Here is a 13,267-nt window from a genome sequence, read left to right as displayed (position 1 = left end):
GCCAAAGAAAACCACAAAAAAACAATTAAATCGCCCGGCGATTTCCCCAGCTACCCCCAAAGTGCAATCTCCTCTTGTAGATTGCCGCACAGCGCGAACTCGCCATACTTAATGGCGTCCGGCGCTTGCGCCATCAAGCAGGAGAAATTGGCATGCAATCTCTCACCACCGTTCTTCTCGTAGACGACCACGCACTATTCCGCCGCGGCGTGGCGCAGCTCATCCAGATGAACCCGGCTTTCAGGGTAGTCGGCGAAGCGAGCTCGGGCCAGGAGGGCATGGAGATGGCCCTCAAACTCGACCCCGACGTCATGCTGATCGACCTGAACATGCCAGAGATGAGCGGCGTGGAAACCATCGCCTTACTGCGTGAGCGTGGCGTCAAGGCACGCCTCGTCATGCTGACCGTCTCCGACAGCGAACGGGATATCGTGGCTGCGCTGCGGGCCGGCGCGCACGGCTATCTGCTCAAGGACATGGAGCCCGAGGAGCTCTGCGCGAATCTGCAAAAGGTGCTGAAAGGCACAGCCGTGCTCAGCGAGGCCGCGACCGGCAATCTGGTTCAGGCGCTCTCGGGCAGCCAGTCCTTCTGCGCAAGCGAGACGCTGCTCTCGGCACGCGAGCAGGAAGTGCTCGACTACCTCGTCGAAGGGCTCTGCAACAAGGCGATCGCGCGCAAGCTGGACATCAGCGTCGGCACGGTCAAGGTGCACGTCAAGCATCTGCTGCACAAGCTCGATCTGCATTCGCGGCTCGAGGCGGTCGTATGGCACCGCGAGCACGTCGGGCGACGCCTCGCCTCGGGCGCCTGAGCGGCGGCCTCGCGCGCATCCCCGTTCGGCAGCTTCGAGGCCGCGCGCAGTATAAGCGCGCTAGCGCGGGGCGCTGCCCGTTCCAATGCGCGTTTGCTGGGCAAAGGAGGCCGGCACGAAGGTCACCACGATGCGCGAGCCCGGTTCGTTCGCGCGGATCTCGAGCCGCCCGCCAAGGCTGCGCGAGCGCTCGCGCATGATCGAGAGCCCGTAATGATGCTCGCCACCCGATTCCGTGGCGATGCCGCGGCCATCGTCCTCGATCGTGACCGTCACCTCGCGCTCGTTGGACGAGAGCGTCACGAGCGCGCTCGACGCGCGCGCGTGGCGCACGACGTTGGTGAGCGCTTCGCGCACGATCTGCCCGATATGCAGCTCTTCGTTGACCGTGAGGCGCACGCGGCGTATGCGGTTGTCGACCGAGATCTGAACCTCGCTGCGCGAGGAGAGCTCCTCGGCGACTTCCTCGAGCGTCGCCGCGAGTCCGCGCGCGTGCACCGACGTACGGAAGGTGGTCAGCAACTCGCGCAGCTGGCGGTAGGCGCTGTCGATCCCTTCGCGGATCGCCCGCGCAATCTGGCCGGCATCGCTCTGCGAGAGCTCTTCGGGCAGCACGGCCTGCAGCCGCGCGAGCTGGATTTTCATGTACGAGAGCGATTGCGCAAGCGAATCGTGGAGTTCACGCGCGATCGCGTTGCGCTCCTCCAGCAGTGTCATGCGCCGGTCGCGCACGTCGCGGCTCAGGTTGGAGATGGCTTGAGCCAGCACGCTCGCGATCGTCTCCAGCAGATGCAGATGGCGCTGCTCGCAGCGCGTGTCGGCGTCGCCTTCGCCGATCAGCACGCCATACGCGCCGGAAGGCACGCGCACGGGTGCCGCGATGATTGTCAGGAGCTCATCCGACTCGCTGTGCGGCAGCGAGCGCACGCCGGAGAGCGACATCAGCTCGTTCACGACGCGCTCGCGCACGACGTGCGGCGCGAGGTCGGCAGGCGCCACGATCGCGTCGACGCCGAGCAGCTGAGCCGAAGGCTCGGAAAGCACGAGCGCGATGCGCTGCACGCGCAGGATGCCGACCAGCCGTTGCAGCAGCGCTTCGAGCGTGCCGCCTGTGGGCGCGTCTTCGGCGAGCTGGGCGCAGATATAATGCAGCAGGTCGAGCGACTGGTCAGCGAACGCAATATGGTCTTCGACGATACGCTTGAGCCGGGCCGATTCGTCCTGCTCGCTGCGCAGCCGCGCCACGAGGCCGTTGAGCACCTTGATCAGGCGGTCGATCTCGTCGCGCCCCGCGGGCACCTCGAGACCGACCTGGCCGAGCATGTGCAAGGGCAGCGCCGGGCGCAATACGAGCGCGCGCCGCGCGCCCCATGCGAGCGCGAAGATGCCCGCGAACAACAGCGCGGCCGTGCAGGCCTCGAGCAGCGTGATGACGGCTTCGAGCGCGTCGCCCTGACGGTCGATCTCGACACGCAGCGCATCGAGCATCTCCGGTGCCGCGCGCGCGCTGTCGAGCGTCTGCAGTTGGGCGGCGATGAGCGGCGTGGGCGCATCACGTTGCCGCCAGTGCGCCAACAAAGTATCGTTGTGGATGAGCTCGGTGGCCTGGGCGTTCAGTCTGGCGGCGGCATCGGGCGCGGCCGCCGAGATGCTCGTGGCGATGCGGTGCAGCCTGGCGGCATCGCCGAGCGTGACGGCAGCCTGCTCGTAGAGGGCCTTGTTGTCCAGCTGCACGCGTGTGCAGACGAACAGCAGCGCGATGAGCGCGACGAGGCACGCGAGGACGATGCAGGTTTTCGCATAGAGCGGGTAACGGCGCAACCAGGCGCGGTCGGCGGCATTCATCTGGAGACAAGTAGCGAAGAAGGTACTCGATGGGCGCTCACCGCAACGTTACTGCACGTGACTGCTGCGCCCGGATTGCGGATTCGCGAGGGCAATGCATGATGACAGTGTATCTGTTTTCCACCACGCTGCTGGTGCTTGTCGTGGGGCTGGTGCTGCCGAAGCTCGGTCCCGGCCAGGGCGTCGACGTGCTGCTCTATATCGCCATTGCCTTCGCGCTCGCGCTGGCGAGCGGGCTGCTCGGACTCGCCTTCACGTTCGGCGCGAAGCGGGCGGTGCGGCGCGGCATGCGCAGCTCCGCGGCGCCCGAGCTCACCGCCTTCGCGGAAAATCTCTCCACGCCCGCGGTGCTGCTCGACAACGACGCGCTGGTGTTCGTCAACGGCGCATTCCTCAAACATGCGCGCTGGGAACACCATGTCGATGAGATCGTCGGCATGCCGTTCGGCAATCTGGTGCATCCGCAGTCGCTGCTGGAGCTGACGAAGCTGCTTGCGCAAGCCGGCGGCGAGGACGAGCGCACCTCCGGCTCGTTGCGCCTCGCCTACGGCGATGGCACGTTCAGGCGCCATCCCGTCACCGTGCTGCGCGGCCGGGGCTCGCGGCTGACGCTGCTGCAGTTTCCCGCGCCTTACGCGAGCGCCGAGGCGCAGCGCAGCGAAGCGCAGATCCAGCAGCACTGCCAGGACGTGGTCGCGCAACTGCCGCAAGCGCTCTTTCGCATCGACCGCGAGCAGAACCTGATCTTCGTGAATCCCGCATGGCGCAGCATGCTGCGTATCGTCGGCGGCGGCGGCGATTTTCCGCCGCTCGCCGGCTTCGTGCATCCCGAAGACCGCCCGACGCTGACCGCGCGGCTCACGACGCTGCTCGACGGCCACATCAGCGAGTTGATCACGGTCGTGCGCATGATTCGCGCCGACGAAACCATGTTCCATGTCGAATTGCGCTGCCATGCCGTGGCGGACCAGGAAGGCCACCTGGTCGGCGCGGTCGGCCTCGCGCTGGACGTGTCGAACAGCCGGCGCAACGAAGAGGCGCTGCGCGCGAGCCGCCGCAGCCTGCGCATGCTGCTCTCGAACGTGCGCGCGATGATCTATCGCGGACAGAACAACCGCCTCTGGTCGATGGAGTTCGTGAGCGAGGGCTGCTTCGAGTTGACCGGCTATGAAGCGAGCGAACTGCTTGACGAATCGGTGACGAAGTTCGTTTCGCTCATTCATCCCGAGGATCGCGAGCTGGTCTGGAATGAAATTCAGGCGCGCGTGGCGGTGGGCGAGCCCTACGAGCTGACGTACCGCATCATCGACCGCTCGGGCCAGACCAAATGGGTGTGGGACCAGGGGCGCGGCATCTTCTCCGCACGCAATGAGCTGCTCGGTCTCGAAGGCTTCATCATCGAAGTGACGCGGCGCCAGCTCGCCGAGGAAAGCGCGCGGCGCAGGTTCGTGTTCGAACGCTCGACGGGCCTCGCCAATTCCGCCATGTTCATGGACCGGCTGAGCTTTGCCCTGGCGTTCGCGCGCCGCAACGCCCAGCCGTGCGCGGTGTTCGCGGTGCGCGTGATCGACTTCGACGAGGTGACCGAACGATTCGGCCCGGAGTATGCGGACCGCGTGCTGGTGCAACTGGGCCGGCGCTTGCAGGCGATCGAAAGCGACCTGAATGGCGCAACATTGCTCGACAAGCAGGATTTTGCGATCATGCTCACCGACTTCTCGACGGCGGCGCTCGACTGGTGCGAGCACGCGGGGCGAGTGGCTGCGCTGGTGCCGGAGAACTGCACAGCCGCCGCCGAGATCCTCGCGGAAAGCTTGCGGGCGATGATGGGCCGTCCGCTGCGCGTCGAGGGGCATGAATTCCGTGTCACGGCGCAAGTGGGCTGGTCGCTCGCGCAGAGCGAATTCCCGAGCGCCCTCGACATGATCGACACCGCGCTCGCGGCGGGTGAAGCCACGGGCAAGGGCCGCACGCCAGGCACGCCAGGCACGTTGGATCAAAAGGAACAGGCAGATGACGAAGCGGGTTGAGCGGGACGAAGAAGAAGCACTGCCGGCCGCAGCGGAGGCTTCCGATTCTTCGATGTCGATCGAGCATTTCATCGGCAAAGTCGTGCGCGAGAACCGCACGAATCAGGGGCTCACGATCGCCGAGCTCGCGGAGCAGAGCGGGCTCTCGCGCAGCATGGTGTCGAAGATCGAGAACGGCCAGGTGTCGACCAGCCTCGAATCGATGGTGAGCATCGCACGCGCGCTCGGCATCTCGATGTCCACGCTGTTCCGCAATTTCGAAGGCCAGGAAGGCACCGCGCAGCATGTCAAGGCAGGCAAGGGCATGGAGGTGGTGCGGCGCGGCACGACCAAGGGCCACACCTATCATCTGCTCGCCTACGACCAGGGACCGGCCAAGCTGTTCGAGCCGTTCCTCATCACAATGGACGACGAGTCCGAGATCTTCCCGACCTTCGAGCATCCGGGCACGGAATTCATCTACATGCTGCAGGGCAAGATGGAGTACCGGCACGGCAATCGCAGCTACCTGCTCCAGCCCGGCGACGCGTTCACGTTTCGCGGATCGGTGCCGCATGGACCGGAGCGCCTGATCAAGCTGCCGATCCGCTTCATCACGGTGATCATGTATGGGCATGCCAGCGGTTCGGATTACTGAGTAGCTGGAAGCGCCGGCGCGTCAGTTATTCGTTGCGAAATTGATACGGCGGGACGAAGCCACCCAGTCTGTCAAGCCAATCCTCTCCTCATTGACGCTTCGCTGCATCAGCGGGAACATGAAGACCGCGATGTGGCCATGCTGCGTCGCCGACATGTCGGCGTGCGCTTTGGGGTTGGATCATGCAAAAGCTACCAATATCGACGAATCGTCCATGTCCCGAAACCGGGGTTTCCGACACCGAACGACGCTTCCGGTCGCTCGCCGACGCGCTACCTCATATCGTATGGACTGCCGATCCGGATGGCTCAGTGGACTTCGTCAGCCGACGGCTCGAAACCTATACCGGGCTCGATTTCGCGCAAATTCAGGGTTGGAACTGGACATCGGTGATCCACCCCGATGATGTGCAAGCTGCGCTCGCGAACTGGAAGTCCGCTCTCGCGAGCGGCGCCGAATACGAGATGGAGGTGCGCTTAAAAAGCCAGTCCGCCGGCACGTATCGCTGGCATGTCGACCGGACGTCGCCGGTGAGAGATGCCGAGGGCCGTGTCGTCAAATGGGTTGGCACGGTCACCGATATCGATGACCAGAAGCAGGCGCTGGCCGCCGCAGACCGCGCCAACCGCGCGAAATCCGACTTCCTGTCCAGCATGAGCCACGAGTTGCGCAGCCCGCTCAATGCGATTCTGGGCTTCGCCCAGCTCATGGCCTCCGAGTCGCCGCCCCCGACGCCTTCGCAACAGGCGAGCATCGACCAGATTCTGCGTGCGGGCTGGCACCTGCTGGCATTGATCAACGAAGTGCTCGATCTGGCCAGGATCGAATCCGGTCAGGTGTCCATTTCTCCGGAGCCGGTCTCGTTGAGCGACATCTTGCGCGAATGCGCATCCATGATCGAGCCGCAGGCGCGGCAACGGTGCATCGTGGTGAATTTTCCGCATGTGGAGCCGCGCTGCCATGTCCGCGCCGACCGGACTCGCTTCAAGCAGATCCTGATCAATCTGCTCTCCAACGCGATCAAGTACAACCGCCCGTCGGGCACGGTCACCGTCGAATACGACGCGACGCACGTAGCGGACCGGGTTCGCATCAGCGTCGCCGACACGGGCCCGGGTTTGTCGCTGGATCAGTTGGGCCAGCTCTTCCAGCCATTCAATCGCCTGGGACAGGACGCCGGCACCGAAGAGGGCACCGGCATTGGCCTCGTGGTGGCCAAGCGGTTGACGGAACTGATGGGCGGCACCATCGGTGTCGAAAGCACCGCGGGAACGGGAAGTGTCTTCTCGATCGAGCTCGATGCGGCGCGCGCTCCCGATATCGCGCCGACGACCGCCGCATCGCCCACCGTGTCCGCGAGCACAGTGCCAGAGAGCGGGGCGGCTGGCGGGGCGCGCGTGCCTGCCGTGCTCTATATCGAGGACAATCCGGCCAATCTGAAGCTGGTCGAGCAACTGATTGCGAGGCGCCCGGACATCCAGATGCTCAGCGCCATGACGGGACAGCTCGGTGTCGAACTCGCATCCAGTGCGCTGCCGCAGGTGATTGTGATGGACATCAACCTGCCCGATATCAGCGGCGTGGAAGCGCTGAGCATCTTGCGCAAGAATCCGGCGACCGCGCAAATCCCGGTTCTCGCGCTCAGCGCGAATGCGATGCCGCGCGACGTGGAGAAGGGACTGAAAGCGGGATTCTTTCGCTACTTGACGAAGCCGATCAAGATCGACCAGTTCATGGATGCGCTCGCCGAAGCCTTCGCATCAGTGGAAAGCCGGGGCTAGATTCAGGTCATCGGGCATCGAGCCATGATCGATTCATTAGCGATCCTCAACGCGAAAATTCTGGTCGTCGACGACCTGGAAGCGAATGTGCTGCTGCTCGAGCAGATGCTGCGCCGCGCCGGCTACGTTCACGTCACGTCGACGATGGAAGCGTCCGCAGTGAGCGAGCTTCATCGGCATCACCGCTACGACCTGATCCTGCTCGATCTCCAGATGCCCGGCTTCGACGGCTTTCAGGTGATGGAGAGCCTCAAGTCGCTCGAAGTGGACAACTATCTTCCGGTCATCGCGATCACCGCACAGCCGGCCCATAAGTTGCGCGCGCTGCAAACCGGCGCGAAGGACTTCATCAGCAAGCCGTTCGATCTGGCGGAAGTGCTGATGCGTGTCCATAACATGCTGGAGGTCCGCTTGCTGCACCGCGAGTCGCGCGAGTACGGCAAGGCGCTCGAGCAAAAGGTGCGGGAAGTGGAGGCGAGCCGCGAGCTGATTCGCCGCCAGAGCGACGAGCTCAAGGATCTCTATGCGAAGGTGGTCGCCGAGCAGAAAGTATCGGAGCGGCTGTTGCGCAATATGCTGCCCCTTCCGATTGCCGAGCGGTTGAAAGCTCATCTTCATGACGTTGCCGACAGCAGCTTTCCGCAGGTGATTGCAGACCGCTTCCCCGAGGTGTCGGTTCTGTTCGCGGACATCGTGAACTTCACCGGCTTTTCGGCTGGCCTGAGTGCCGAGCAACTCGTCGAGATGCTCAGCGATATCTTCACGGATTTCGACAGCATCGCCGACACGCGCGGCCTCGAAAAGATCAAGACCATCGGCGACGCGTACATGGCGGCTGCCGGCTTGCCCATTCCCGTGGACGACCACGCGGCGCGCGCGGCGCACATGGCGCTCGACATGATCGATACGATGGCCCGCTTCAACGCGCTGCGGCACTGCGACCTGCAGTTGCGGATTGGCATCAACAGCGGCGAAGTCGTGGCCGGTGTGATCGGCAAGCGCAAGTTCATCTACGACTTGTGGGGCGTGGCCGTGAATCTCGCGAGCCGGATGGAATCGCACGGCATGGCCGGGCGCGTGCAGGTGACGGCGGCCACGCGCGAGCGGCTGGGCGAGCCCTTCGTGTTCGAGGCGCGCGGCACGATCGTGACGAAAGGCATGGGCGAGCTCCGAACGTGGTTCCTGGTCGGCCGAACCTGAGCAAGACCGCGACTACACACCGAATTCCGCTTTCATCATGCGCAAGCGATCGGCTACGCGTCGTGCATAGCCCTTGGCCACGCCGCTATAGCGATATAACGCGTCCTCGAGATTGCCGCCTGACGCCCCTATATCGTCTCGCAGAATGGCGGATCCAATGCGGACGGACGTTCCTGCGCGTCGGTCAAAAACTGGAAATACAACACGCCAACGCTACAGTATGCATACCTGACTAAAATCTACGGTACGACGGTAGACGTTCTTGTTCAGCCATGGCACGAACGTGTACTCGTCGTATGCATTGCTGCCCATATAAATCCAATTGCTGAGAATGCCAGACATCACCGTCTCCTGTCTTTTCCGCCGCTAACTGGGCAGCACCGGTTTCGCGACAAAAGCCGCTCCAGGCCACGTTCCCACGCCTTCCGATGCCAAGGCGGCGGGTTGCTGACGCTATCGACTGCACCCTTCCACGCACAAACCGGGATTGCAGATCGTTTTGCTAGGACATGATACATAAGATAGGTATGTTTACAAAATAAAGCAAGAGGACTTTGGCGGCATGCCGGTTGCCTTGTGTCCGCAAAGGCGGCCTCGATTTCGTCTTTTTCATTGTGACCTAATTTAGGTAATGTTTTCCAGTAAGGCGCTGGAAGCGTTTGTGACCGGGGAACGGAATGGCGGCACAGACCCCCACACAGGGAATTCCCTCTCTTTTTTCTTTCTCCTATTTTTGTATCATGACCTAACTTTGGTAAAGTTTTCTACGTAGGCGGCGTGGGGGCGTTTGCAACCCGGTCGCCGATTGACGATCCAGGAGTTCAGCCATGAATGAAGAACTTGCCGCGTTGAAAGAAGGGAATCCGTTTCGCGCGCCGTGTTTCCGTCAACTTGTCTGACCAAAGGGACCACCATCATGACAATGTCCACTGCGCGGCAATCGATCGTCCCGCCGCCGTTCCATGCGTTCTACGACGCTTACCGTTTTTCGCCCACGACCCGGGTGGGGGACACGATCTGGGTCTCCGGTCAGGTCGGCATTGGCCCGGATATGAAAACTGGCGAGGGCTGAGTGTTCGGCTCCAGTGCGCCGGGTTTGAATCTAATAATACGTACCACGAATGAGAGTGAGACTGGAAGGAGAGTCATGATGAGAAAGCACACCATCGGAGCCGTGTCGGCCATCGCGGCTGCATTATTGCTGGTGGCCGGAGCGGCCGTTGCCGACGACCTCACGCCGTCAGGTGCCGAGCGCGCAGCCAGCCAGGACGGACTCGTGCCCGCGTTTTCCGGCAGGCAAGCCACGCCCGCAGGCTGGGAGTGGGGCAAGGTCCGCGGCGATTTCTGGAAGCACAAGAGCGAGAAGCCGCTGTACACGATCGATGCGTCGAACGTCGACAAATACGCCGACAAGCTGTCGCCCGGGCAGATCCAGCTCGTCAAGCAACTGAAGGGCTATCGCATGGATGTCTATCCGTCCCACCGCGAATGCCAGTTGCCGGATTTCGCCGAGCAGAATTCGAGCGCAAATCTGACGACGGCGAAGCTCGCTTCGGATGGCGAGACGGTGCAGGCCGCGGTGCTGCCGGGCGTAGCGTTTCCGCAGCCAAAGAACGGCGCCGAAGCGATCATCAACTACGAAACACGATACCGCGGCGAGGGTGTCGAGTGGTCGCCGGTCGTCACGGCCATTTCCCCGCGCCCCGGCAGCAGCGACTGGATCGATGCAGTCGGTCCTCAGGTGTTCTATTTCCCGGGGGGCAAGGATGGCAAGAGCACGCCACAAGATGTCGACCAACTCAGCCTCGCTGCGTACTTTTCCGTCGATTCGCCGGCAGCATTGGCCGGGCAGGCCTTCGTGCAGCGCCAGTACTTCGACAAGGACTCGGAAACCTACTACTACTTTCCAGGGCAGCGCCGCGTGAGACGCATGCCGGCCTATACGCACGATGCACCGCTGATCGGCTTCGAGAATCAGTATCTGATCGACGAATCCAACATGTTCAATGGTTCCATCGACCGGTTCAACTGGAAGCTCGTAGGCAAGAAGGAAATGATCGTTCCGTATGACGATTTCGGCATGTACACCTTCAAGGACAAGTTGCACGACGTCGCCACGCTCAACGGCATTTCGCCCGATCATCGCCGCTACGAGGTGCACCGCGTCTGGGTGGTCGAAGCAACGCTCAAGCCTACGGCGCGTCACGTCGCTTCGAAGAAGATCTTCTATCTGGACGAGGACAGCTGGCTCGCGCTTGTGGGCGAGGACTATGACGCGCAGGGCAAGCTCTGGAAGGTGCGCGAGAGCTATCCGATTCCGGTATGGGAGCTGGGCGGCGCCTGCGATAACGAGCCGTTCGTGCAGTATGACCTGAGCAACGGGCGCTATGTGTTCGACGCCTCCTCGATCGGCCAGGGCAAGGACCTCCACTGGTACCAGCAAATCAACGACCCGCGCTTCAAGACGGACTTCTACACGGCCGAATCCCTGCGGTCCGTGAGCGAGCGCTGAGGTCAGGCGCAGGTACAGGGGGCCGACGCGCGCCGGGGGTGTGCGTCGGCATCGAGGGCGACGGCAGGGGAGACGCATGAAAACGAAGCTCATTGGAAGGGATGTTGCTGTAACGCTCGCCATGTTCGGAACAGCGGCCACGAGTGCGTACGGTTACGAGTTCACGACAGGCTTTAACGATCTCACGGGGTCGTGGGTGACCAACCTCACGGCGGGTGCGGGTATCCGCACCCAAAACCCGAGCTGCTCGCTCACGGGCGATCCGAACGCCTTCGGGTGCGGCGCGGCGGCCAATGTCAACCAGTGGGGCGTGGGCGACGACGGCGACCTGAACTATCGCAAGGGCCAGCCCTTCAGCACCTATATCAGCGCGACCAGCGAGCTGTTGCTGAAGATGCCCAGCGAGGGGCTCAAGTTCATGATCCGCGGCACGGGCATGTACGACTTCCTCGCCGGCGACACGAACCGCACGCCGCTCTCCAGCACCGCTGCCGCGCAGGTCGTCTACGATGCGCAGCTGCTCGATCTGTGGGGCGAGAAGGACTTCACGATCAACGGGCAGAACGCGCACGTGCGTCTGGGCAACCAGGTGATCAACTGGGGCGAGAGCATGTTCGCGATGGGCGGCATCAACGCCACCAACTCGCTCGACGTGCAGAAGCTGCTGATTCCCGGCTCGCAACTGAAGCAGGCGTTGCTGCCCGCGCCGATGATCAGCTTCGCCGCCGATCTTTCTCATGGCTTCAGTACTGAGGATTACTATCAATTCCAGTGGAACGGCAATCGCTATCCACCGGTGGGTTCGTTCTGGTCCGTGTCCAACAGCCTGGGCCGAGGCACGGACCCGTATACGGTGAGCACCACGAATCTCAACGTGGCTGGCCCCAGCGCAGGCACGATCGCGGGGCCCAATAGCGGCAATCAGAACGTGCTCAACGGCATCAACACCGGCCTCGTCAACGGTGCGTATGCCGGGCCGCCGTTTAACGACATCGGCTTGCCTGTGAACTGGCAGGCGCCTTCGAAGTACCATCCGCAGTTCGGCATGAAGTTCAACTATTCGCCGCGCTCCTTCGATGCGAATTTCGCGGTCTACTACGAGAACTACACCGACAAGTCGCCGGTGCTCTCGTCGCTGGCCAACGGCACGCTGGACTGGTCGTATCTGCAGAACCGGCAGCTTTTTGGCGCCAGCGCGAATTTTGGCATCGGCAACTGGGCGATCGGCACCGAGCTCTCGTACCGGCCGCACGACGCCGTGGCGCTGTCGAGCTGCTATGGCGCGGGCGGCCCGCTCGACCTGAACACCAATGGCGTGCAGGGTGTCAACTGCCAGCAATGGGCCGACGAGAAGAAGTTCCAGTACGACCTCAACGGCCTGCTCGCGCTCACGCGCAGCGAGTATCCGTTCCTCAAGCTGCTCGGTGCGGATGAGGCCACCCTGACCTGGGAACTCACCTGGATCTACTACCCGGGCCTGAGCACGCACGGCATCACGCGCACGGTCGACGGCCAGACGGTCACGCAGGTGCCCCAGGCGGGCTATCTGCCGTGGCTGAACAACAACTCGGGCCTGGGTTACCCGATCGGCATGGCGCAAGGCACGTCCAGTTCCGTGGGCGCAACGATCGACTTCAACTGGACCTATGACGGCACGCTGATCCACGGCTGGCAGGTGACACCCGGCGTGACGTTCGCAGACGCACTCTACGGCTATACGCCGACCCTCAGCGCGAACTACCTGCAGGGCGCGAAGTCGCTGAACCTCTATGTGCTGTTCAACCAGAACCCGACCGTCTGGCAGGCGGGGATCAACTACACGCTGTTCTGGGGCGGGCACAACACGGTCGGCCAGCCGTACGCAGACCGCAACTTCGTCGGGATGTTCGTTACCCGGAACTTCTGATGGCCAAAGCGCCGGTGGGTGGTCCGATGCCGCTTGTCGCCGAAACGGCCGAAACGCTTGAAGGAAAAATGCCGTGTTAAATCGTCTGGTAAAAACGCTGGAAAGGGCGTTCTTCGGTCATCGGATGGCCGTGCTCGTAAGCATCGGCCTGTTCACCGCCGTGATGGCCTTCTTCGCCGTGCAGCTGCGCATGGATGCGGGCTTCGAGAAGCAGATGCCCATTGGCCATGAATACATCCAGACCTTCCAGAAGTACCGCTCCGACCTGCTCGGTGCGAACCGCATCACCGTGGTCGTGCGTGCGCGCAAGGGCTCGATCTGGACGAAGGAAGGGCTCACGCGTCTGTACAGGGTGACCCAGGCGGTCACGTATCTGCCGAACGTGGACCGTGTCGGCGTGCAGTCGCTCTGGACGTCGAACGCCTATGTGAACGAGATCACCGACGAAGGCTTTCGCGCCGAGCCGATCATCTCCGGCACGATCACGCCCGACCAGCTCACGCCAGACATTGTCGCGAAGATCCGCCGCGCGACCACGCTGGGT

At 62.9% G+C, this 13,267-nt stretch carries 9 protein-coding genes and 2 pseudogenes; 10 read left to right on the top strand and 1 reads right to left on the bottom strand.

The annotated features are described in order from the left end of the window. Window positions 1-183: hypothetical protein (locus BO1_RS60855; RefSeq protein WP_218002875.1), on the top strand; the 183-nt coding region annotated here is incomplete at its 5' end. Next, entirely contained in the window at window positions 153-812 is a 660-nt protein-coding gene (gene narL / locus BO1_RS46350) for a two-component system response regulator NarL (protein WP_028223399.1), read from the top strand. The genes BO1_RS60855 and narL, both read left to right, overlap by 31 nt. A 60-nt stretch (window positions 813-872) precedes the next feature. On the opposite strand, the gene BO1_RS46345 is transcribed toward narL, so the two are convergent. After that, a complete protein-coding gene (locus BO1_RS46345; protein WP_028223398.1) occupies window positions 873-2,657 on the bottom strand; it encodes a histidine kinase in 1,785 nt (594 codons plus the stop codon). Window positions 2,658-2,755: 98 nt separating this feature from the next. Between BO1_RS46345 and BO1_RS55665 the strand changes: the two genes are divergently transcribed. From BO1_RS55665 to BO1_RS55660, 8 genes and pseudogenes are all read left to right on the top strand, one after another. Beyond that, entirely contained in the window at window positions 2,756-4,687 is a 1,932-nt protein-coding gene (locus BO1_RS55665) for a PAS domain-containing protein (RefSeq protein ID WP_063744764.1), read from the top strand. 52 nt (window positions 4,688-4,739) lie between these two features. After that, a complete protein-coding gene (locus tag BO1_RS46335) occupies window positions 4,740-5,324 on the top strand; it encodes a helix-turn-helix domain-containing protein (protein WP_134754652.1) in 585 nt (194 codons plus the stop codon). 182 nt (window positions 5,325-5,506) lie between these two features. Next, window positions 5,507-7,105: a PAS domain-containing hybrid sensor histidine kinase/response regulator gene (locus BO1_RS46325; protein ID WP_028223396.1), complete on the top strand. Its 1,599-nt coding sequence runs from the start codon at window positions 5,507-5,509 to the stop codon at window positions 7,103-7,105. A gap of 24 nt (window positions 7,106-7,129) precedes the next feature. After that, window positions 7,130-8,305 carry an adenylate/guanylate cyclase domain-containing protein gene (locus BO1_RS46320; RefSeq protein ID WP_028223395.1) on the top strand — a complete coding sequence of 392 codons (1,176 nt, stop codon included), beginning with the start codon at window positions 7,130-7,132 and terminating at the stop codon, window positions 8,303-8,305. A 916-nt stretch (window positions 8,306-9,221) separates the two neighbouring features. Beyond that, window positions 9,222-9,374: pseudogene (locus BO1_RS59985) on the top strand (RidA family protein); the annotation flags it as partial. 78 nt (window positions 9,375-9,452) lie between these two features. Further along, window positions 9,453-10,817: a DUF1329 domain-containing protein gene (locus BO1_RS46305; protein WP_028223393.1), complete on the top strand. Its 1,365-nt coding sequence runs from the start codon at window positions 9,453-9,455 to the stop codon at window positions 10,815-10,817. A 76-nt stretch (window positions 10,818-10,893) separates the two neighbouring features. Further along, window positions 10,894-12,723, top strand: coding sequence for a DUF1302 domain-containing protein (locus BO1_RS46300; protein WP_028223392.1), 1,830 nt, complete (start codon window positions 10,894-10,896; stop codon window positions 12,721-12,723). Between the two features lie 73 nt (window positions 12,724-12,796). Beyond that, window positions 12,797-13,267, top strand: a pseudogene (locus BO1_RS55660) (RND family transporter); the annotation flags it as partial.

Origin of the sequence: Paraburkholderia oxyphila NBRC 105797, from assembly GCF_000685075.1 — a bacterium.
In the GTDB taxonomy this organism is placed as follows: Bacteria; Pseudomonadota; Gammaproteobacteria; order Burkholderiales; family Burkholderiaceae; genus Paraburkholderia; species Paraburkholderia oxyphila.
This window is presented reverse-complemented; position numbering and strand designations above follow the sequence as displayed.